The organism is Cryomorphaceae bacterium 1068 (genome assembly GCA_027214385.1).
In the GTDB taxonomy this organism is placed as follows: domain Bacteria; phylum Bacteroidota; class Bacteroidia; order Flavobacteriales_D; family Cryomorphaceae; genus JAKVAV01.
This window is the reverse complement of record JAPVXR010000009.1, coordinates 18,799-40,867: the sequence shown is the minus strand read 5'-3', so window position 1 is coordinate 40,867 and position 22,069 is coordinate 18,799. Positions and strand designations below refer to the sequence as shown.

General features: G+C 41.6%; 21 protein-coding genes. 4 read left to right on the top strand and 17 right to left on the bottom strand.

Annotated features, from left to right (window positions below):
- Positions 1 to 6: 6 nt before the first annotated feature.
- Both O3Q51_11850 and O3Q51_11845 read right to left on the bottom strand, forming a co-directional pair.
- Positions 7 to 789, bottom strand: coding sequence for a hypothetical protein (locus tag O3Q51_11850; protein MCZ4409507.1), 783 nt, complete (start codon positions 787 to 789; stop codon positions 7 to 9).
- A gap of 79 nt (positions 790 to 868) precedes the next feature.
- Positions 869 to 1,237 (bottom strand): hypothetical protein, encoded by a 369-nt coding sequence (locus O3Q51_11845; GenBank protein MCZ4409506.1) that lies wholly within the window; start codon positions 1,235 to 1,237, stop codon positions 869 to 871.
- A 141-nt stretch (positions 1,238 to 1,378) separates the two neighbouring features.
- Here O3Q51_11845 and O3Q51_11840 point away from each other — a divergent pair, with 141 nt between their 5' ends.
- Positions 1,379 to 2,311 (top strand): alpha/beta fold hydrolase, encoded by a 933-nt coding sequence (locus O3Q51_11840; GenBank protein MCZ4409505.1) that lies wholly within the window; start codon positions 1,379 to 1,381, stop codon positions 2,309 to 2,311.
- On the opposite strand, the gene O3Q51_11835 is transcribed toward O3Q51_11840, so the two are convergent.
- From O3Q51_11835 to O3Q51_11775, 13 genes are all read right to left on the bottom strand, one after another.
- Positions 2,297 to 2,650, bottom strand: a complete 354-nt coding sequence (locus O3Q51_11835; protein MCZ4409504.1) for a hypothetical protein — start codon at positions 2,648 to 2,650, stop codon at positions 2,297 to 2,299. The two genes, O3Q51_11840 and O3Q51_11835, sit on opposite strands and share 15 nt — an antisense overlap.
- Before the next feature lie 246 nt (positions 2,651 to 2,896).
- Positions 2,897 to 3,088, bottom strand: a complete 192-nt coding sequence (locus O3Q51_11830) for a cold shock domain-containing protein (protein ID MCZ4409503.1) — start codon at positions 3,086 to 3,088, stop codon at positions 2,897 to 2,899.
- 127 nt (positions 3,089 to 3,215) lie between these two features.
- Complete coding sequence (locus O3Q51_11825) at positions 3,216 to 3,836, bottom strand: hypothetical protein (protein MCZ4409502.1); 621 nt, start codon at positions 3,834 to 3,836, stop codon at positions 3,216 to 3,218.
- 46 nt (positions 3,837 to 3,882) lie between these two features.
- Positions 3,883 to 4,476, bottom strand: a complete 594-nt coding sequence (locus O3Q51_11820) for a hypothetical protein (protein MCZ4409501.1) — start codon at positions 4,474 to 4,476, stop codon at positions 3,883 to 3,885.
- Between the two features lie 25 nt (positions 4,477 to 4,501).
- Positions 4,502 to 4,837 (bottom strand): n-acetylglutamate synthase, encoded by a 336-nt coding sequence (locus O3Q51_11815; protein ID MCZ4409500.1) that lies wholly within the window; start codon positions 4,835 to 4,837, stop codon positions 4,502 to 4,504.
- 210 nt (positions 4,838 to 5,047) lie between these two features.
- Positions 5,048 to 5,422: a T9SS type A sorting domain-containing protein gene (locus O3Q51_11810; GenBank protein MCZ4409499.1), complete on the bottom strand. Its 375-nt coding sequence runs from the start codon at positions 5,420 to 5,422 to the stop codon at positions 5,048 to 5,050.
- Positions 5,423 to 5,605: 183 nt separating this feature from the next.
- Positions 5,606 to 6,136, bottom strand: coding sequence for a dihydrofolate reductase family protein (locus O3Q51_11805; protein ID MCZ4409498.1), 531 nt, complete (start codon positions 6,134 to 6,136; stop codon positions 5,606 to 5,608).
- 112 nt (positions 6,137 to 6,248) lie between these two features.
- Entirely contained in the window at positions 6,249 to 7,478 is a 1,230-nt protein-coding gene (locus tag O3Q51_11800) for a DUF3999 family protein (protein ID MCZ4409497.1), read from the bottom strand.
- Positions 7,462 to 9,825: a DUF2339 domain-containing protein gene (locus tag O3Q51_11795; protein ID MCZ4409496.1), complete on the bottom strand. Its 2,364-nt coding sequence runs from the start codon at positions 9,823 to 9,825 to the stop codon at positions 7,462 to 7,464. The genes O3Q51_11800 and O3Q51_11795 overlap by 17 nt, the downstream gene beginning before the upstream one ends.
- Positions 9,826 to 10,032: 207 nt before the next feature.
- On the bottom strand, positions 10,033 to 10,509 hold the full coding sequence (locus tag O3Q51_11790; protein ID MCZ4409495.1) for a PA2169 family four-helix-bundle protein: 477 nt from the start codon (positions 10,507 to 10,509) through the stop codon (positions 10,033 to 10,035).
- 266 nt (positions 10,510 to 10,775) lie between these two features.
- Positions 10,776 to 11,489, bottom strand: a complete 714-nt coding sequence (locus O3Q51_11785; protein ID MCZ4409494.1) for a L,D-transpeptidase family protein — start codon at positions 11,487 to 11,489, stop codon at positions 10,776 to 10,778.
- Positions 11,490 to 11,526: 37 nt separating this feature from the next.
- Positions 11,527 to 12,492: a hypothetical protein gene (locus tag O3Q51_11780; GenBank protein MCZ4409493.1), complete on the bottom strand. Its 966-nt coding sequence runs from the start codon at positions 12,490 to 12,492 to the stop codon at positions 11,527 to 11,529.
- Positions 12,489 to 12,950 (bottom strand): hypothetical protein, encoded by a 462-nt coding sequence (locus tag O3Q51_11775; protein MCZ4409492.1) that lies wholly within the window; start codon positions 12,948 to 12,950, stop codon positions 12,489 to 12,491. The genes O3Q51_11780 and O3Q51_11775 overlap by 4 nt, the downstream gene beginning before the upstream one ends.
- Before the next feature lie 108 nt (positions 12,951 to 13,058).
- Between O3Q51_11775 and O3Q51_11770 the strand changes: the two genes are divergently transcribed.
- From O3Q51_11770 to O3Q51_11760, 3 genes are all read left to right on the top strand, one after another.
- A complete protein-coding gene (locus O3Q51_11770; protein MCZ4409491.1) occupies positions 13,059 to 13,574 on the top strand; it encodes a DUF1572 family protein in 516 nt (171 codons plus the stop codon).
- A 388-nt stretch (positions 13,575 to 13,962) separates the two neighbouring features.
- Positions 13,963 to 14,232 carry a UBP-type zinc finger domain-containing protein gene (locus tag O3Q51_11765; GenBank protein MCZ4409490.1) on the top strand — a complete coding sequence of 90 codons (270 nt, stop codon included), beginning with the start codon at positions 13,963 to 13,965 and terminating at the stop codon, positions 14,230 to 14,232.
- 61 nt (positions 14,233 to 14,293) lie between these two features.
- Positions 14,294 to 15,229 (top strand): bestrophin family ion channel, encoded by a 936-nt coding sequence (locus O3Q51_11760; GenBank protein ID MCZ4409489.1) that lies wholly within the window; start codon positions 14,294 to 14,296, stop codon positions 15,227 to 15,229.
- 60 nt (positions 15,230 to 15,289) lie between these two features.
- Here O3Q51_11760 and O3Q51_11755 read toward each other — a convergent pair whose 3' ends face one another.
- A complete protein-coding gene (locus O3Q51_11755; protein MCZ4409488.1) occupies positions 15,290 to 17,239 on the bottom strand; it encodes a tetratricopeptide repeat protein in 1,950 nt (649 codons plus the stop codon).
- A gap of 101 nt (positions 17,240 to 17,340) precedes the next feature.
- Positions 17,341 to 22,044: an MBG domain-containing protein gene (locus O3Q51_11750; protein ID MCZ4409487.1), complete on the bottom strand. Its 4,704-nt coding sequence runs from the start codon at positions 22,042 to 22,044 to the stop codon at positions 17,341 to 17,343.
- Between the last annotated feature and the right edge of the window lie 25 nt (positions 22,045 to 22,069).

Sequence of the window (22,069 nt, the reverse complement as noted above, 5' to 3'; positions counted from 1 at the left end):
GATCAATTAATTGTGAATGTGATCGTAAACAAATCCTCCGGTAAAATTTGAGGCTAGTATAGAGGCCATTTCTCCGGGCATATGTACCATAGGTGTCTGCTCAGTAGAATATCCTCCGTGCCAAAAACGGGCTGGGTTAACAATCAAATGAACTGAAGGATTATCGTTCGGCGATATCTCTAAAGTAGCGCCTTGAAAATCGTGAAACATCGAATTGTTCGCCTTAAACGGACCTTCAAATCCTCCTAAGTGGTAAGTGAAAGCTCCATTAGCAGACGCATCGCTTTGTCCTTCGGCTTTAATAAAGATATAACCCGTGTTCCAAGACCAAAACATGTTCTCAGCGATATCAAGCGCACCTTCCTGCACACCTGACACGTTTCGTAAAGAGTCAACACCGACCATATAAGATATGCTTGTGTATGAACCACTCGGTACATCCGTAAGGTTTAGTTGAACCTCTCCTCCTGCCATATTTTCGGCGTCTACGATGTGATAGCTTTCTTCTTCCATCCAAGTATCCCCATTGGCATTTTGCAATTGGACATTCGAAACATAGTAGCGCAGTTTTGTGAATCGCAATTCTTCGCCCGAGCCCGGGTGAACTAGATCAGTATTTAAGGTAAAGTCCTCTTGGGCCGGACCCCATACATGCTGAAACTTGATGAACATGCTTCCCTTTGCCGCGGGAGCGGGATTAGAATCAGTGTTATCATCGTCGTCATTACAGCTTGATAGAAAGGCTATAGCAATGGCCATAGCGGCTAGCTTGATTGTTTTAATCGTCATTTTTTGATGTGTTGATGTAAATACAAGAAGTACACAACAGTAGTTTACTGTCGTGAATAATTTGATATTGGTAATTACATCACACTCGTGGAGGAGGCAAGCTGGCTTTTAGGAAAGGGGAAATGTAGTGGCTTGCAGAAGACTCGGGATAGGTGATTTGCTCATTGATCACCGATATCAACACTTCTTCCACCTCTTGGTAGAAAAGAGGTGGCTCCACTTTAACTTGCGCAGGAAGTTCAGGGCTTGACTCTTTTTCTTCTACTACTTTTAGCTCTTGGGCGAGGTGACAAGTTCCGTTGCATTTCAGCTCGGGCTTTTCCTTATTCTCGCAAAGCACGTTTACGTAGTAATCGTACTGGTAGAGGTAATTTGTCACCAAGAACAACTTCGAAAGCATTGGTGCAATAAGAAGTATCAGAAGCGATATGGCCGCAACCTTTTTCACAATGCAAAGGTCGGCATTTTTACTGAAGCATTGTTAATCACTCATTCATTTTTGACAAAAAATGTGAAGTAAATGTGGTTCGGATAGAATCCCTACACATCAAACAAAACCCTAGATTTATCGGAAATAAAAATTTCTTCTATGCGCACTCAACTTGCAATCATACTACTATTTACTTCAATCACCGTTTTATCTCAAAAAGAAGTCGAACTCATTGTTGAGTCGGATTCCGCGACGCTTTCAGGTACTCTGCTTTTGCCTGAAGAAAATCCAACTAAGGGTGTCGTCCTTTTCTTTTCCGGTTCAGGTCCGACTGATCGAAATGGGAATACAGGCGTGCAGTATACCAATAACTCATTAAAAATGGTGGCCGAAGGTTTGGCTGAGAACGGCATAGCAAGTTTAAGATTTGACAAGCGAGGAATAGGCAAAAGCGAGTTTAATGGAAGCGAGGAAGACTTGCTCTTTGATGACTTCGTGGCGGATGGAAAGGCTTGGCTTGAACGATTAAAATCCGATGCTCGTTTCGAGCAGATATACACGCTTGGCCATAGCCAAGGTTCGTTGGTTGCTGCGCTTGTATCAAGTGACGACAAGGTGAATAAGTTCATTTCTGTAGCTGGTATCAGTGTTTCGGCAAGTGATGTGATCTACACGCAGTTAGAGGCCCAATCACCATTTATGGCCGCCGCCGCGGCGCCAAAACTGGATTCCTTGAAAGCAGGATTTATGGTGTCAGATCCAGGCCCGCCTTTGAACACTATATTCAGAAAAGAGACTCAACCCTTTTTGATTTCCTGGTTTGCTTATGATCCCAGAGAAGTATTCTCTAAGCTCAAAAAGCCTATCTTGATTGTGAACGGCACTACAGACATCCAAGTGGCAGTGGGAGAGGCAGAGAAGTTGCACGAATCCACAAGGAAATCAGAACTTTATATAGTTGAAGGAATGAATCACGTCCTCAAAGATGCACCTGAAGAGAGAATGGCAAATATTGCAGTTTACTCAGAGCCTGAAAAGCCACTGAGCGATGGGCTTGTTGAACATATCGTTTCGTTTTTATCGACCGAATAAGACATCTAACAGTCTAAAACCTTGCCCCTTCGAGCCCTCGATAAACCCGCAAATCAAACAGTGTATTTTTTTCTTTGCACTATCAGAGTTGTGCATATAGACCTTATAGCTACCACATCTAACACAAGTTCCTAAAGGGTGGGTCTTTTTGAAGAGCTGTGATGAGGTTAGTGTCTCTATTTTCTCCTTATCCAACCCTTTGGATGCCAAATACAAGAGCAATTCTTTTTTCATCTCTCTTGAATGCTGAGGGAGTTTGTACTTTGCGTAGAAAGCCATTTCAATTTCGCTCATCCCGGCAAATACAATTTCAGCGCTGTTTCCATCTTCTTTGCTCATGAAAATCTCTCAATTTTCAGCAAGCTATGAAGTAATCAAACCAATTCATAAAAACAGAGGGGGGGTAAATCCCTATTTTTTTTCAGGAAATTTCCTATTTATTACATATCTGCTTGAAAAATAGGTATTTAAATTTTGCTCTGAAGTAGCTCAATTACAGCGTCAAGGCAGAATGGAATCATTTGAGTACAAAAAAAGCCCGTTTCCAAAAGGAAACGGGCTTCATACTAAAAGGATATTTATGACTTAAACAACTTTTACGTTGACTGCATTCAAACCTTTTTTGCCCTCTTTGAGGTCAAATTCTACTTCGTCACCTTCACGGACCTCATCGATCAAACCTGATACGTGCACGAAGTGCTCTTTTTTACTGTCGTCTTCAATGATAAATCCAAATCCTTTGGTTTCGTTGAAGAACTTTACTGTTCCTTTATTCATGATAAATATTAATTATAGACCCCAAAGGTAGTACAAATTCTATCTGATGCTATCTTTTGATAAAATTATTTTTTTCTGATAATCAGTCAAATAGGAGAGATGCTTGCTAATTATTCCCAATTCACGGTTAAGGCTTTCGCTGTAGAATCCCTTCCCATCTCAGTGTTAATTCCTCAAGATCTTCAGGATTATAGCCTTTTTGAAGTAAGGTATTCAGCCGATTATCAGCTTCATCGCATCCTCGCTGTTCCGCCTCGCATAAACGCATTAGAGAAAAGGTAAGGCGGTAAAGCGCTACTTCACTTTCGGGATTGAACTTCAAAGATGTGCGGTATTCAAAGGCGGCATTGTACCATTGACTTTTATTTAGGTACTCATCACCATAGGAGAGATATCGTGCATATTCCTGTTTTTGATATTCGACGTTATCCTCTTCGGCAATCTGTTCAGTGAGGCTTGAAGCCTGAATTGTCTGAATGAGCCAGCCTATCGCTAAAGCTAAAAATACGCTGCCGATTAACAGAGCGGTGATTATTCGTATTCTCTGTCTGCGACTTCGCTCTTCAATGGCGCGTCGGAGTTTTTCCCTTTCTTGGAATGAGAGTTCCGGTACGTTGAGGTTGCCGGTAAAGGACTTATAGGAATTGGGTTTGGCGAATTTACCGCTGTTTTTCTTATTGTATCTACTCGAGCGGAGCTTTTGCATGTTCTCTCGATACAATTGATTCATATGTGAAATTGCTCCCATCGCAGAAATTTTCGTAAATCAAGATAGAAAAAAATGAGCTCTTTAGTTATGGAAATGAACTTCCTGATTCTAATGTTTTGATAACAGCCTTCAAAGAATCGGTATATGTCAAGTCCCAATCGAAATCGCCGATGGTAGGGTTCATAGAAGCCTTTCCAATGGGGTTTTGAGTGAGCAACTCATTCACTAATTCGTTTTCGTTTTTCTGCAAGCTCATATCGGTAGGCATTAAGTAGCCTGCGCCTATGAGTGAGTCAGGTATTCCTCGCGAATCTATTATCAGAAACTTGGAGTAATGATCGGGCGATTCAAATCGAATTTCGTATTGATTCTCTATGCCCATTCCAATAAGGTAATTTCCGTGCTCATCGAATTCGATATCCTCAGCCTGTCCATTCATGTCTACAAGTGTAATCTTCCCTTCAGAATAAAACATGGTATCTCCATCATTGTGCGACTCAAAAAAAACACCGTAAAGTTTGATTAGAATCAACTCATCGTTTAACGGCTCAATCAGATCCTGTGGCTCCTCAGCTCGATTTTGATCTGCAGATTTTAGATCGTCAGATCTGATGCCGGGCCCGTCACAGGAGGCGAGGAGTACTATTAATATTAAGAGGAAGAACAGATTATAATGCATTGCTCGTTTTTGGATTCTAATGATTTCATATTTCCTCTAATATCGATTCACCTGCGGTGCCGTCTCCTGAAGTCCATCTCCATCTTTCGTGTAGGCGTATTTTTCCATTTTCTAACGTCTCGGGAGTCGACTGACAAATTCCTGTCATCAACTCTCCATTTCGATTTACTTGATGGTAACGCATTTCTATTCTTCCTTCAGTATCTACCAAACCGATGAGTTGACCTTTGATAATATTTGCACCATTGTAAATGCAAGTCAGCACATTTCCTTCCTGGGAATAGAAAAAGATCATATCATCTGAGACCTCCCCGTTTTCAGAATTAGAAATCGGACGGAACTTTTTTTTGTGGTAGTTCAAAGTTTTCAGTTTTAATCAGAAGTCAATATGCTGTATTAGCACTTAATAGACTTAAGGTTCTATACAATATTCGGTATTTAATCGGCATCGAGAGGTATTACAAGATCTAGAATACCCTCTGGTTTTAATTGATAATGCCTGATTGAAAATGACCGTACATTTCTCTACTAAAAATTTTAATCAAGTTAATCGGGACTCTTGGTTGGAAGCTTACTTAATCATCACCTTTTGGTTGACCTTAAGCTTTTTATTCTGATCGCGCACAATTACGAGGTAAATCCCTTTTTCAAGGTGAGTTAGGTCAATCTTCACCTTTGATTCTTCTCCTCTTGTGTTGAACACCATCCTTCCTGTACCGTCAAATACACTTATATCGTCTCCTTCTGTTACAGAAGTAAGATTGAAGATTCCCTCGGATGGATTGGGGTGGATGAGATCTTCTTTTGCTGAAACCGGATTAGTAAACACACCGCTGCTTTGATGTCGGATGCTATCAATGGGATTAGAGCTCACATCAGCCTCCTGACCAACAGCCGTGAGGCTCCAAGCAAACAAGAAAATGAGCAGAAAATATATTCGGCGCATAAGGCAGTTATGGTTGAATTAGCTTGACTCAAAGATAGGGATCAATAAGTTCCTATGCGTGCTAAAAACACGATAAAACATAAACTTCACAAAGTTTAAAACTTGTCTTGCGAAATCTTCAAATTTCACATGGTTTGGTCCGCTATCAATTGAATTATTTGGAAATAATCGGCTCCAAAAAGATCACTTCATTTTATAGTGAAGTTGTACCAAGCCTGTTTTGAAAGACTCACTTGATACCAATTCCAGCTCTTTTTCAGGAATGCCTTTTTCGAAAAGGGGAGTGCCATTGCCAAGAATAACGGGGATAATAGATAGTATGATTTCATCAAAAAGCTTCTCCCTAAATAGCATATTGGCTACTCTCGATCCTCCATCGCAAAAGATGTTCTTCCCTGGTACTGACTTTAGTTTTTCCACCAAGCTCATCAGATCACCATTGTAAAAAGTCACATTTCCCTCCTTAGCTTTTACCTCACGGGTAATGATGTAAGATTCTTTGTCCTTGTGCGGAAATTCATACCCTTGACCAATCACCCAATCGTAGGTTTTACGACCCACTATCACGGCATCGACTGTTGACATAAAGTCATAATATCCGTAGTCTTCACCTTCTACTTGGACTTTTTCCAAAAAGCTCAAATCATCGTTTGGCTTAGCTATGAAGCCATCAACTGAGCAGGAGATATATAGTATGAGCTTTCGGTTGTTCATTGAAGTTCAGGGGTTGATGTGATTAGTTTAATCCAATTTCTTCGGCTTTAGAGAGGATTCTGATTCAATTTAATTGAATTAAAAGTTTGGTTCCATAACATTTAGCGACTGATCAATCCGCTTTGAGCATTTTCAGCGAAAACCATCCGAGTATTCCAATCAAGCTAATTATGGTGACCCAGAGCCAAATGTTGTTTTTAAACAAAGGTTCTTGAATCAATTCTGCCTCTGATGAGATTTCCTTTTCGGCTCCTAATTTTAAAGACTCTAATTCTTGAGGGATTTTATCTTTAAAGCGCGCTATATCGTAGTTTGGGCGTGCGGCATTTGCATTCCCGTAGACTAAATAATAATCGGCTTCGGCAGTAAATCTGCAGATTAATTCATGCACAAATCCACTCGCCGGCAGCTCATCAATTTTGAGTGGCTCATTGTCTTGATTGTCGATTAAGATTCTTATTTTTTTTAGCGTAGTCTCGCGGAAGCTGAATTTGTTTAGCTCCATTGAGTTGAGAACTCCGTTTGTCAATTTTTTGTATCGATAAACCCATCCTTTTTCGGTTTTCACGCTATCGCTTAAATACTCTATTTGAATCGGACGGTAATAATCGAAGCTATCAGCCACATTCACTTCGATAGTATTCAATCTGACACGCTGATCAAAGGAAAGGTCGATTTGAGTTTGATTCGTCTTATCCAATTCTTCTATGTTCATCTTTCTAATGGTATACTCTGTCGACTCGCCGGGTATAATATTGATTGAAGAAATGCTCGCAGATTCAAGTTCGAGGCGTTGCGGTGATGTTATTCGAAGTCGGTAGTATGTGTAATTTGAAGATGGAAATTTGAGTTTGGTAAATTGATAATCGGCAAGGTCATTATCGATTGAAAGAATTCGATAGTCATCCAATACCGTGTACCATTCATTCTGGCTATGACTGCCTTCCAGTTTTACCCTTTGATCAAAATTGCGCTGCTTGAAATCAAGGCTGATTTCATTGATCGCTTTCAAAGAAGGGATCTCAAAAGTGAAATAATGGTTCTGGCCTTCTGAGGAAACATTAATTTGATTGAAAGTAACAGCCTTCCGCTCTCTTTTCTCTGCCTTCACTTGCAAGAAGAATGGTGCTTCAACTGTGTCAGACTCGGCAGTGATCCCGTAAATCCTTATATCATTTAAGTTCTGAGTAGTATGATCAAAGATTTTATCATCCAGCACTATGCTGTGCCATTGATCATTTATGCCGTTCAAAGCACGGGAATACTTGTACTGTCTCAGTTGAGCAGAAGTAGCCAGTGAGAGCAAGAGTCCGAAAAGGAGAAGATTATTCTTTAGGCTCATTTGAAATGGTTTGCTTGTATTTATTGTACAAGAATGAAATGACCAAAAGCAGAATTCCTACAGAGACAAATACAATTGTTTTGGCAATCGTATTCAGATCCGATGTATCGTAAAAGAAGAGCTTTAAGATGGTTATACCAAGGATGATAAAAGCTGCAATACGTAGATATCTTTTGGATCTTGATATTCCTACAACTATCATGAAAAGGGCATATGCGCTCCAAAGAATCGTAAGGCCCAATTTGTAAGAATTAGAAGTACCCGCCATTTCGAGGAGATGGATAAGTTCACTACTCAAAATCCATAAGGTTGCCGCATGGAGTAAAATATTAAACACGGTTTTTAGCTCAATCTTGATGAAATCTTGCCTTACATAGTTGTAACCCGTGTAAAGCATTAGTGCAAAAAACCCGATGGAAATGTATCGGATGACGATATGGAACAATCCGACAGTGTAAAAGTCTTCTGCGCTTTGGGAAAGATAACTGTCTCTTAGTAAGCTTAGCGAGTAAAGACCTGAGCTTAAAAAAAGAAACAGGGCAAAGGCCATACAGATCAAATTTACTATTCCCAGCGCTTTGCTCTTGAACCTTTTGAAATTGACAAGTGCCAAGGCGGTAAAAAAGAGCATGGTATAATTTATAATCCAGATTGACCTGAAGCGATTCAAGTCGGTATTCCCCGGGCGGTATCCATACTCAGGGCTTACTTGATTAAGGTCAAACTCTGATAAGGCGTATTGCTGAGTCCAGTAATTCGATATCTCCATGTAAATGCTGAAATACAAAGCATACAAGAGTATGGCGGGAAGGCTTGATTGAATGATTTTCTGAAGATTGCTTTTGAATAGAGCAGGAGTAGAATCGTATTTGCTGTTTATAAAGTTGATGATTGAGAATGCACCAATGAACAGCATCGAGGTTAGAAAGTGAACATTGAAAATCGGCGTAATCCACAATTCTTCTGCACCACCGTAGTAGTTGTGATAAGAGACAGACCAGTCTTGATTTAAACTGATAAAAGCCAAGAGCATCAGAGGGTAGGAGAGGCGCTCGTATAACGGTGCTTTTTTGGCTCTTCCAATCCAAAACAATAGACAGGCCTGCCCAGCCCAAAGTAGTGTAACCCATCCGTCATCCAGCTGAACGGGAATGGTAACGGTAATAAAGACCAGTACCAAACCAATAATCAGATTTGACAGTTTTTGATCTTTCTTTTTTTGGCGGAAGATGAGAACCGCCACACTGAAGTGAATAAGCGCATTACCCAGTGTGAATGCTCCCAATAAGTGTTGCCCTGTCTCGTGATCTGATAAGATGGAATAACCTATACCATAAAATATAAATGAGTTGATCAGGAGAAGGACTACGTCACTTATCTTGAACTCTTCTTTTCTGAGAAGCTTATATGCTAAAAACACAGCATAGAAAATGACAAAGAAAGCAGCAACAAAAAATAAGGCGACTTTGAAATGAGCGCTGTAGTAGCTGATTGCAAACCAGCCAAGGAATATGAGCCATGTAAGTCCGAATGCAGCGTAATACATAGACTTCCAATACCGCTTAAAAGAGATAGCCAGAATCCCAATATTGATTATGGCTATATAAGCAAATAGAGTTGAAGCCTCTCCCGTACCGTCACTTAATAAGAAAGGAACTGCATAAGCGCCGACTAAACCGATATGAGCAATGACTTGACGATTGTATTTGATTGCGGCTATTACGCCGAAGGCGGTGAAAATCACCATTAGCGCAAATGCAAGAAGTTTAGGAATCAGGGAGTAAAAATCGAATGCCGCAAAAGTGATAAAATACAAGATGGCAATCGCCCCACTCACCAATACGGCACTAAAGTTTGTGTATTTCTGCTTTAGCTTGATCCCAAAACCCATGAGGCCTATTCCCGCCAAATATCCCAAAATGATACGTGTTAACGGACTGATCAATTCATGCTCTATAGAGTATTTAGCTCCAATAGCCACACCAATTATCGTAATGGCAATTCCTATTTTACTGATTAGATTTTCGCCTATGAACTTCTCGAGATCAGATTTACGTTTTGTCTTTTTTTGAAATGCAGGACGTCCTGTTTTTCTTAAAGGTTTAGATCTATCCGCTATTATCTCTTGAGCGGGCCCCATACTCATTGGTTTGGGTGCATTTATGGGCTTTGGTTCATCGGGAATAGTCTCGGTCTTAACTTCCGATTTCAGATCTTCGGAACCATAGGTCAATTCTTCGATCTCCTTTTTTATAGCCTTAATCTCTTGAGCAAAGCTTGCCTGTCGCTCTATGAGCTTTTCGAGCTTTGCATGAAGCGCCTTGTTGCTCTCTGATTCGTCCTTCATAGATCTATGTCTAAAAGTGAAAGGTACTAAGGCTTTTTGTTTCTATTAATTCAGAGACAAATTCATTTCTTGAATAATTGATGAATAGCAGATACTTGTACTTATCAGACTCTAATCGTGAGTGGCGTGCTAATTGACTCTCACAAAAAAAAGATCCACACTCAGATGGAGTGCGGATCTTCTGTTGCTTCATAGTGTTATGAGTACTTACCCGGCTTGAATGGCTTCTTTCATTACCTGCAAGTCTTCGATTGCTTTGTTGGCTGCATTCAGTTGCCTCGATAGCATAGCCCGCAAAGATTCAGGAAGACTGTCGTCCTTGAGCATTTCTTCATATTTTTCAATAAAGTATCTCTCACCACGAATGCATTCTTCATAGATGGCTACATCACCTGATGTAATAGAGTCTTTAAAGGACATCCACATCCTATGAACATCACCTTCAAAACTGGTTCCTTTATAAATCTTTCCATCCAATCCGCTGATAATTTTTTTGAGCTCATGACCGAAATCATAGCGATTCTGTGCCCTGGCCATCATGTAATTTTTCAACCCTTCGTGCTTCACTTTTTCAGCGGCGTTCAGGTACCCTTTCTCTGCATCGTAGTTTCGGGTTAATAAATCGTTTAAATCGTGTACTATATCTAGTGTTTCTTGCATATCCTTTTTTTTGATGGTAGTCATTGGTCGAAGTATTTCAACTAATGTTTACCTTATTTGAGTTGTATCGCCCAAACGGTATGCCTTGAATGAAAATAGAATTTTATACTTCAAGATCAGGCGAATTGAAATGGCAAGAAGTCAAGTAGTTGCAAGGATGAGTGGCTAATCCTATTTCGCCCGCTAAAAAATGAGGATGTTACGGTAATGCATTTTTGGTGCGGAATAAGTTCTACGGTATGTTGAGCGTATTCGCAATACCACTTCTATTCAATCAGAATCTCATTGAATCAATTGGAAAATGAAGTTTTCAATTCGAGTTCTATCGATTCGTACAACTCATCCGACCAAGAAACTGATTCAATATTCGGGTAAGGCTCAGCTTTTCTAAAGTCGACGGGACTGATAACCACTTTGATTTCGTTTTTGAGGGTTTTTGAAGCAAGAAGAAAGACCTCTTCGATCGGTTCATCGCCAATGGGAATGCAGCCAATAGTTTTGTCCTTTCCATGTATGAAAATATCTCCGCCTAAATTGGTTCGCCCGTCGGTGGCAGCTTTGGCTCTGTCAAAGTCATTGGGATAACTCACCTTCATAGACAAGTAGAAAAGGCTATTCGGGTTGAGGTACTCGATTTTGTAAATCCCTTCAGGAATTTGCTTGTCGCCTTCTTTGAGCTTTGGCCCCGGTTTTCCGCTAAAAGCCGTGAAGGGATAAGTCTTTATCAGGACCCATTTAGAGCTCTGCTTTCCCCAGATTTCAAGCACCTGATCTTCTTTAATGGCAACAAGTGCCATTTCATTTGGAAGTTCTGAAAATCCCGCTGCTCTCAGACTGGACCAGAGTCGTTCTAAAGAGTCAGTCTCAATTTTTTCTTCAATCGACTTTATGGTTTCTTTTCCTTTCACCTTGATGTAAACAGGTACCCAAACTGATCTTCCGAAATTAGCAAAGACCACAATTGCAACTGCAGCGATAAATAAAAAAATGACGCGTTTTTTCAAAGGGAGTGTTTTCTCTCAAACGCTTCGAGAGACCCACTTATTCCAATATCCAATCGATTAAATTATCTACATCTACAATGGACCAACTGTGTGGATGTCTGTCACCATTGGCTCGGTAGCCTTTTCCTTTGGTTTCTACCAACTCGACATGCTCCCAACCCGCACTATTGAGCTGATCTGTTATTTGCAGGATGACAAAGGAGTTGGTATTTTCAAAGTCCGTGTCTCGATTTTCTCGCCACCATAGTGAGTCAGGCTCTGTGTAAAACCTCAGTTTCGTTTCTTTCAGCTTTGATACACTATTTCTATTGAGTTTGTAAATGAATGGAGAAACGTTTTCTATGTTACTAACGAGAGAATCCATCTTACCAAACTCCTCTTCAAAGTAGCGGATAATAAATCGTGGCTCGGCCAGTCTCTCTTCCGAAAAGTCATCTCTAAGCAGATCTTTTTGAGCACTTTCGTAAAGTGCATACAAATCGATCGGAGAGTCGACTATGAATACTCCTTTGGGAGAGAGTGTTGAAGACGTGCCAATGAGATGATCTGATAGGCTTAAAGCTATCGTTCCACCCACTGACATTCCGCCGATATAAATATTGTCTCTTTTGAGCTCGTGCTCGGTAAAAGCCTTCTCAAGCTCCTCTGTCAGAGCTTTTCGTTCTATCTTGTCAATCCAAAGGTGATTGGTGAAATTCATCAAAAGGACAGAGATGTTCTTGGCTTTTGCCTTTTTCAAAATATCAAATTCTTGCTTAGTTTCAACTGAGGTGGTACCGGCACCCGGATAAAGGATGAGCACAGCTTCTTCATTATCCGACTTGTGCAATTCATAAAAATCTGTAGAGAATATGCTCGCGGAATTGCTGAGTTTCGAATTGATCGATTCTTTATCGGCATGATCCTTACAGCTACTGAAAAGGACAATTGTTATGAGTAGTAGACCAACTTGCCTTATTTCTTTCGAAAAGGGAGAAATTGAATTACTAAAGATCACTTTCATGACTGAATTTGATTTCGGTACACTTCAAATTCATTTTTAATCTCTTTTTTATCTTTCACTTGGGCATAGTCATCCAGATTGATGGAGTACTCTGACCCATCGCTCGCAGATAATTCAATAGACTTGAGTTTTATTTCAATATCTGATAGATCAGTTAAGGATAGTTTCTTTTCAATTTGGTTTGATTTGAATGAGAAATCTTTATTTCCAAATTCAATAAAAGACCCTTTTATTCTTTTTTCTTGTTTTATGCTGTTTAAATAGGTCAAAACACCCAGTGAGATAAAAACAGCACTATCGAGAAAGCCTCCGATAAAAGCACCATCAGCTCTTATCTGATCATAGTCCTTGAAGGCGAGAATCAATATTCCAAAACCTATGATGGCAATGGCGTATTTCTTCAACGTTTTTATTCTGTTTTCTACTTTTTCCGTGCTGTATCGCCTGATATCACTCATGATAATTAATTAGACTGTCTATTTTATTTGAGTCTGTGCAATATAAATTTAATGAATGGACTGCGAAACCTTTCTTTCAGAATGAGTAGTTTTAGAAAAACGAAAATTATGAGTTCATATCTTTCCTCAGCTTATAAAGAATTTCAACGGTATGAAACCTTAGGGCGTAGAACCATGGAGCAACTTCGCGATGAGGATTTATTTTACCAATCTGGTGAAGGGGTGAATTCGATAGCTGTTATCGTCAAGCATCTTCATGGAAATATGATGTCGCGCTGGACGGATTTTATGAATGAGGATGGGGAGAAGGAGTGGCGCGATCGGGATGGAGAGTTCGAAGACACTTTAAAATCAAGGGAGGAGATATATAAGCTTTGGACAGATGGTTGGAATATGGTTTTCGACGCACTGGAGGCATTGCGAGAATCTGAACTGGAAGCAAAGGTGCTGATAAGAGGAGAAGAGCATACGGTTATTGAGGCCACCAACCGACAGCTTTGCCATTATGCTTATCACGTAGGACAAATGGTACAAATCGGGAGGATGCTAAAGGGGGAGGGCTGGGAAAGTTTATCCATTCCGCGAGGAAAGAGCGCTGAGTACAACCAAATGATGAAACAGTGATAATTAATTGCTACAAAAAGAGCTGAAAAGGACAGGTAAAACGAAACCCCGCTCAACATGAGCGGGGTTTTGCATCTTCACAGTAGTGATTGATAAGAATAATTGGTTAACGATTCAGGGGGTTATTCCTGAAAGGGTCACCAAGGTAGCATTCTTTTGCATAAAGTGCTAGTATTAAGAGGGGTAAATAAGGTTTTTTCGAAATGAATCCCACGCTAAAAACGTTGTTTATTGGCCAGGTCTCATTAGAATTGAGGATTTTGTCAAATTGACACTTTAGTATTTTTTTCTTCCAATGAGCTCCTCACGGGTATGGCAGATATTCCTATTTTGCATGGAACTTATGATCGAGTGTCAAAAGTGAAAATCAACCCTAATACCTTCCTCAATGAAAATGAAATCTTGTAAGCACCTCGATAATTGGGGTGAGGTAATCAAGCCATCTGAATATGCTTGTGATGAATGTAAAAAGACCAATTCCACATGGGCGCACCTTCGCTGCTGCCAATCTTGCGGAGCAGTGCTTTGCTGCGACTCATCACCCAATAAACACGCTTCTAAACATGCGGCAGAGACAGGCCACCCCATTATCATAAGTGCAGAACCCGGTGAAAGATGGGCATGGTGCTACACCGATGAGTTGATTAAACGATATTGATTTATAAAGGATGTACATAAAAAGAAAGTACGGTTTTTGGCTTACCTTCAATTGGTCACGAATGCCTTTTATTCTCGGCACGATCTATTCAGCCATTGTTTGTTTAATCGCATACTATTTTGAAGTTAAGGCGATGCTTCCTTGGCAGCCCATCACTTTGATCGGTATAGCCGTTGCGTTTTATTTGGGTTTCAAAAACAATAGCTCTTACGATAGGACTTGGGAAGCACGAAAGATTTGGGGCAGTATCGTAAATAACAGCCGTACTTTTGGAGCCGCTGTGGTTAGCTTTACGCAGGGGAAAGGCTCCGATGTTGTAAAGAAGGAGTTGATTTATCGTCATATCGCATGGCTAACTGCCAGTAGGTTTCAGCTACGCAAGCCTAAACCATGGGAGCACGAACAATCTCAGGATCACTTCAGCCCTGCTCCGGAAATCACTGACAACTATGAAGAATCACTTAGGACAGAACTCTCAAGATACTTGAGCGCAGCAGAAGTTGGTCAAGTGATGGAATGCTCAAATGCGGCTACCCAGATTCTGAAGAATCAATCGGTTCGTCTTCAGGAACTTCGAGACGAAGACTTCTTTGAAGATTTCCGCCATATGGAATTTCACCATCTGATTGCAGCATTCTATGCCGATCAGGGAAAAGCAGAACGTATTAAGGGCTTTCCATTTCCAAGGCAATATGCCAGCACCGCACTTTGGTTTACCATGGTTTTTGCAGTGTTCCTGCCTTTCGGAATGGTAGATATATTCGAAAGAGACTTCGTCAAGATGTGTGTTCTGACTCCACTGCTCTCCGGACTGGTGATCTGGGTGTTTTTCCTTATGGAGAAAATAGGGGACTATTCAGAAAATCCTTTTGAAGGATCATACAACGATGTGCCGATTACCAATATCGCCAGAACCATAGAAATAGATATGCGTGAGATGATCCGCGATTCGGATATTCCTCAACCAACAAAGGAATCGAATGGGTTCTTGGTATAAAAATCTTTCAGGGAAAATTTGTTAATAGGGAAGGAGACATGGTCTTGAATGGGTTAAAACCTACTTATACCCCTCCACCAGGTACATGTCAACTTCACCCTTATTTTTGGCTTGAACTTTTCCGCGGTGTGTACAATTAAAAAAGTCTTTGACTTGTTCGTAGGTAGTTCCTGAAATATTGACTTGCCCAATTACTCCGCTTGTCTCCATTCGGCTGGCTGTATTGACCGTATCTCCCCATATGTCATAGGCGAATTTGTTTTTGCCAACTACTCCTGATACAACAGCACCTGTATGAACGCCAATTCTCAAATCCCATGTTTTGTGACCTCCTTTGATACGCTCCTTGTGATGGGCAGCCATATAATCTCTGATTTCCAGAGCAGCTTTTACCATTTCCAGAGAGCTATTGGGCAGCTTTGTAGGAATTCCACCTGCACACATGTATGAGTCACCAATGGTCTTGATCTTCTCAAGTTTATACTTGTTTATAATCATGTCAAAGGCGCTGAAACATTCATTTAGCTCTTCCACTAAGTCCTGCGGTGATAACTCTTCCGCGATTTTTGTGAACCCTTGAAAATCCGTAAAAAGAACGGATACGTTTTCGTAGTACTTCGGTGTGGCTTTTCCGTTTTTCTTCAACTCTTCAGCTGTCTCATGAGGAAGAATATTGAGCAGCAATTCATCCGACCGCTCTTTCTCCTTCTCGATGATTTTATTTGTCTTATGCGTATAGCGGTATCTATTGAAAAATCCACCTGCTAAAATTAAAAGTAAAAGCCCCAATAGGGCAGTACCATTTCGAATCGTCTTTTGACGGTCGAGCTCAGCTTCTTTAAGTTCTTGGTCTTTTTGCAAGAGAGAAATCTCACCTTGCTTCTTTTCTATCTCGTAAGCCAGAGTTTGCGCTTGGAGCTTTTTATCGATCTCCGAATTATATAGGGTGTCCTTGTAGTTCTTTGCCAGAGTCTGATATTGGTATGCCTGCTCGTAATTTTTAATACCCGAATAAGACTCAGCCAAACCTGCAAATGCGGTCTCCACTTCATAAAGAGAGCCTATATCCTTGGCTAGTTCGTAGGCATCGCTGTAGGCGGAAATAGCATTTTGTAAATCACCTTTAAGTTTATAGGTATTTGCCAAACTCAGCAGAGACTGGGCCATTTCAAGTCGGCCGTCACCCGATTTGGCAAGATTGAATGCATTGGTTTGATACTCAATTGCCTTTTCAAATTCTCCCCGCAAAGCATAAACAGCACCTATATTTTTCAAGGCAAACGCTACATTTCCGGTAGCTGATTCCTGATACGTTTCGAGTGCTATTTCAAAATAGTGAAGGGCGGAGTCCAATCCTGCTTCGTTGCCTCTTCCTTTAAAAAGTTCACCCATGTTCACGGCACACGTTCCAATTGCATCCAAGTCGCCGAGCTTCACACTCAAAGGATAAGCCCGCTGATAATATTCAAAAGCTAAGTCGTATGTAGATGGTTTATTGAGGTAAACCGTACCGATATTAATCAAGGCCGTTACCGTTCGCAGGCTGTCGTTGGATTTTTCAGCTACTTTTAAAGACTCCAGGTAATATTTAAGGGCTTGCTCGTCATCTCCACCATTAAAGTTCACAGCTCCCAGATTATTGAGCATGTTTGAAACTCCGCTCAAATCTCCAATTGAATCGAACACTTCGAGTGCTAGTTCCCACTGAATTAAGGCATCAATCCAATTGTTCTGGAAATAGTAGCTCATTCCCGCAGCTTTGTGGGCTTGCGCCAATCCGGGTTTGTAGTCTATCTCTTTAGCAAGCTTTATAGCTTTTAAGGCCAACTCTTTTGCCTTTTCGGGATTTGTCCGTGCGTAGTTTCCACTTAATTCTACTAAACTCTGTACTCTCGAGCTATCAGGTTGAGGCGTGCTAAGAACTTGATTTAAGCTGTCAATCTCACTGCTCTGGCTAAAGCCATACAGCACAAGGAAACAACCAATAATTAGTAAAAACGCCCTTCTCATTTAATTCTATGCTTTCACGAAGTACTTGCTGCTATTTCAATTTCCATTAACATGGGTTGACTTGACATACTACACAGCAAACGTCCACAATAATACATTTTCTACTGCTGTTTGATCAATAAATTAAGTGATTCAAAAGACCCATCCGTCTTCTTTATTCTTACAATGTAGATTCCCTCGGCAAAACCATCGAGATTTAGCTCCATGAAGTGAACTGATGTGGCTGTAACATCGAAGGAGTGTTTTCTGCCTATAAGATCGTAAATTTCCACTGATTCTATTCCCGCATAATTTGCATCCAAGCTGATCATCACTTTTCCGGCTGACGGGTTGGGGAATAAGCTGGCGGCTTTTGAATCCTCGAAATCATCTTTAACACTCATTCCATTGTTTGAGTTTGACTTCGCGTCATCATCGCAAGGAATGTTGGTCACGCTGGCAAAACGAAGTTCGACTCCTTCAGGTCTATTGGATGTCAACGCCCAAGTGAGCGGTGTTTCCGTAGTATTTAAACTAGCCTCAAATGGCACGGTAAAGAGATTTGTTCCCGGTTGGAATACTTCAGGTAGGTTGCTATCATCAAAGTTCTCACCCAAGAGCTGATTGTTTGTACCTGCAGGAATCAAAATTGGTGAATCATTCAAGTTTCGGTATCCAAAGGTGGCGATGAGATTATAACCACCTTCAAGTGGCTCTTCGAGCAATTCATAGCAAAGGAATTTTATCTGAATGACATTCGTGCCTGGCCCGGCAGGATTGACAAATAGCGTTCCGCTCACTGATTCGAAGGAGTAGTTCACTGCTTCTGCCATCGGGATGACCTCATACTCTCCGGCCAAGCCGATGTAGTCAACCACATCGAATGACAAAGAAGTCACCACTGACTCGTCTTCGTCATTCACAAATCCATCAAATTCTGCAGTAAAAGCGGGTAAAGGGTCTCCTTGGTCAATGACATAAATGCCTGTAGAAACAGTGGCTGAGACTTGTTCTATATCCAAAGTGGTCGTGATCACCGAACCCACATAATTTGTGTCCAAAACGTTTATGGAAACCTCATAACTGCCTGCATTAATAGGTAGATCGGTTTCACCATTGTAAGTTATTTCAATAGGAATCGTGTCTGGCATAATGGTGACATCAATCGACTTCGGGTTGCCGTCATAAACCTGACTTAGTCCTTCTTCGTCTATCGTGATTTCCAAAGTGTCAGGTAGGATCGTTACCAGACCCACACCATATTGCACGTTGAAATTATTGGTGAGAAATGCCCCCGGCAGAGAAAAGTGTGTGCCAACTGTTGTTCCCGTAACAAGGTTAATCGGAATTGTTTCTACTGTTCCGGTTGAATCTCCTGAAAGAATAGAAATATCACTGTCTCCCATAATAGTGATCGTTTCAGAGTTACTGTTTTCAGTTATGAAAGAAGGGCTCAGGAATCCGCTTGAATTCGTAAGCGAGCTTGGATCAGAAAGCAGGGTGCTGTCAACTACAGCTCCCGTTGAGTCAACCGTATTCACCAATGCTGTTCCTCGAACCAACCTAAAGGTATTTACCAGTGCTGTACCTCGAGACCTTCTGGCTGTAGCCTCAGTGCCGGATTGTACAGCTACGGCTTCGAAGAATATTTCGGGATCGATCAATTCACCATTTACCAAGGCAGTTCCTCGTGACTGTCTAACTTTTGTAGTTACGAAGAAACCATGGTTGGTCAACAAAGCTGCATTGAGGAGCGGCTCTCCAAATTCATTTACCAAGGCAGTTCCTCGCACAATGGCTGATCTTTCAGGAATGGTAGCTGTATGCAGCTGTTGAATGGCCGATACAATCACCAAACTATCCTCATCGCTAATGATTAGGCCCGACTCAGGATCTGCATTGAAATCGTAATCGAAAGAAAGGTTTATGATAGAGTCATTGTAAATGTATGTGGTGTCGCGCGGTGTGATGATCAGGTCAATCGGGTCAATTGTCAAAATCCCATTGGAAAAGACAAAATCATAACGCTCCAGAAGTGAAACATCCAAAGTGTCAATTGCCACTGCATCACTTTCAGGATTAAGTGGATCATTAGCACTTGGCTCAATTCCCCATATACCCGCATTGCTTAGGGTATTAGCAATGGTGGTAAGCTCAATGGATAGAATTCTAGCTATTTCTGCTTCTGTCAGGTCAGTAGAGTCTAGAGGCAGATTGATGCCATCGGTCGTTACCAAACTATAGTCGGCAGTAAATTCGGGAAAGCTTGCTCCAAAAGGCTTAAGGGTGTCGTTGATATTCACTAAAATGGTCTCCTTTGTGACGAAGGAAATAGGATTGGATAATCCACCATCTTGCCCATTCGTTCCTTCTTTTGGCTGATTGAAAACTTGTACAAGAGGAAATGGAGTATCAGTAGGAGGGATGGTTACAGTGACTTCAGTACTTCCCATGAGGCTGAGTTCAGCATCTACAGGACTTCCATTTAGGTAGAGCACGGCTCCACTTTTCAAGTACTCACCTGTTATAATGGCCTCTAAAGTATCTACACCCGGCACCAATGTGGTATCGTAAGAAAGCCCGGTAAGAAAAGGGGCGGGATTTGCCAATTGGCTCAAGGCCGAATCAGCTAAGATAAATCCTGCACCTGATGCTCTGTCATAGCCCGGAGTTCCCATGTCAATAGCTGAGAGCTGTAAAATGTTTTTAACCTCCTCGGGTAGTAAAGAAGTGTCGTAAAACTTCTGCTGTGCTTCAAGGACTAGAGCTGCCAAGGCTGCTGCATGTGGTGCTGCTGCTGAAGTACCGACAAAGTTGAAGAAAATATCACCATCTTGAAATGAGCCACTACCCAAGTCCACTGAAGTGTTTACTCTATTGGGCCCTGCAAAGTCGGGCTTCAATCTATCTTCACCATTTACGAGAGTCCCTCCCCATGATGAGAAAAGCTCTATATCAGGACTGCCTCCATACTCGGGAGTGTTCAAATAGTTTACCGCACCTACGGATATGGCTCCCGCTGCATTGGGCTGACCTACGATCGTTGAGGCATTTGGAGTGGCGTATTCATTGATCTGAACATCCCCCCTGTACACGATGTACTTGAGGAAAGCCGGAGCTGTTCCCGATTCGCGTACGATCAAAAAGTTGGCCGAGGTATTGTCTGCTTGGACCGTGAAAGGGAGTACCTCAACAGGATTACCTCCGGTGTTTACTCGGTTGAAACCAAAAAGAATTTCCCCTTCATCGTTTACCAGATAGATATCAAAGTCAGAGGCTGTATTGTCGTATTCGGGTGTACCGTCATCCCATTGAAGCACCAGGGTATAGTCGCCGCTGTCCACAGTAATGTTTTGGTAGATGTCGTTTCCTTCTGAATCACCGGCAAAGTTGTGTGCTTCAGCTCCCTCAAAATCTGCTGGAGCATCCGTTGGGCTGAAGGTTCCTTCCCAAGATTTTGTGCCGAAGTTTCCGGCAGCCGAGAAATATGCAGTACCTGATGCATTTACTTCATCAACAGCTTGAGATATAATGCCATCTCTAAAGAAGGGCTCGCTGATATAGGTAATGTCATCAACGATGACGTCACAGCCGGCGTCATCTAAAGCCAAGATTCCTGCGGCAAAATCTACGGGACCAATAAACCCCGTTCGGAAAGCGAGGCTAGCTCCGGGAGCCACATCGTGAATGATCTGAAGCATCGCCCTTCCCTCGTCGCTTCGTATACCTAGTGGATAATCAGCCAGCACTTCTACAGGTTGAGGGTAATCGGGATTTAATGTACCGGGTAAGTCACCTCTTTCCACATCGTCTGAAGCAGGATCATCCAGAATTGTATTGTAACTATCTGACAGGACACCTACTTTGAATCCGTCGCCATCGAGACCAAAGACATCTCGTGCACGGAAACTTCGCATCGCCGAATCTCCTTGACTGGTAATTAAGCCCGCATTATTCAATGGAGCGTAAATCGGACTGGCAGAGATGAGCAGGTCAGGAAGTTCGTTGAGAAGCAACAAATTTGAAATAGGATACAAGCCACTAAGTACATTGTTGGCTTGGCTTCCGATGTTATTCATCAATCCATATTCTTCAGTAGTGAGGATTTCCAATGCATCTAAGTACATACCCGGTTGAGTTTGGATAGAGATGATCACATTGGAGTCGACTATTTGAAAGATATCATCAGAGATGTATGTCCCCGTGGCTATGAACGTATTGTACAGGGATGTGAGTTCTGAACCGATTATGTCAAATGACTTTCCTCCTTCAAGAGGTGGATAGTAAGGAACAATAGGATCTTCGGGTGTATTGCAATCCAAAACCGATTGAAAATCATCTGCTGTAAATAGCAGGGGCATTGGAGAAAAAGGAGCTCTGGGTTGAACCACTTGATCTTGAAGACCACCGGAAAGTGTATAGGTGACTGAAAAGCTTCCTTCATTTCCGTTTCCAAGTCCGTTTATGCCTACCAAGCCAAAACCATCCAATTGAAAACACCGAATATTGGGACCCAGGTCCAAGCTAAAGAAAGAGAAGTCCCCGTCAAGGGCTTCCACTGTGATGTCTGAATATGTTCCGGGCTCGGCTTGTATCGAATATCGATTGATAGACTTGCATCCGATGCACCCATCGTTTGCCACCGTCAAGGTGATGGTAAACGAATCATCACCATTATCTACAACGGATGAGATGGTGGAGGTATACCCTTCTTCGTGGTTTAGAGATACTTCGCATGCTGCTTGAGCAAAAAGGGTTGAAAATGAAAACACCGAAACGATTAGGCCAAGAGTGGCCCATACTCTGGGGGTAAGTAAGTTCTTCATGGTTTTATAATTGGTTAGCTGTCTT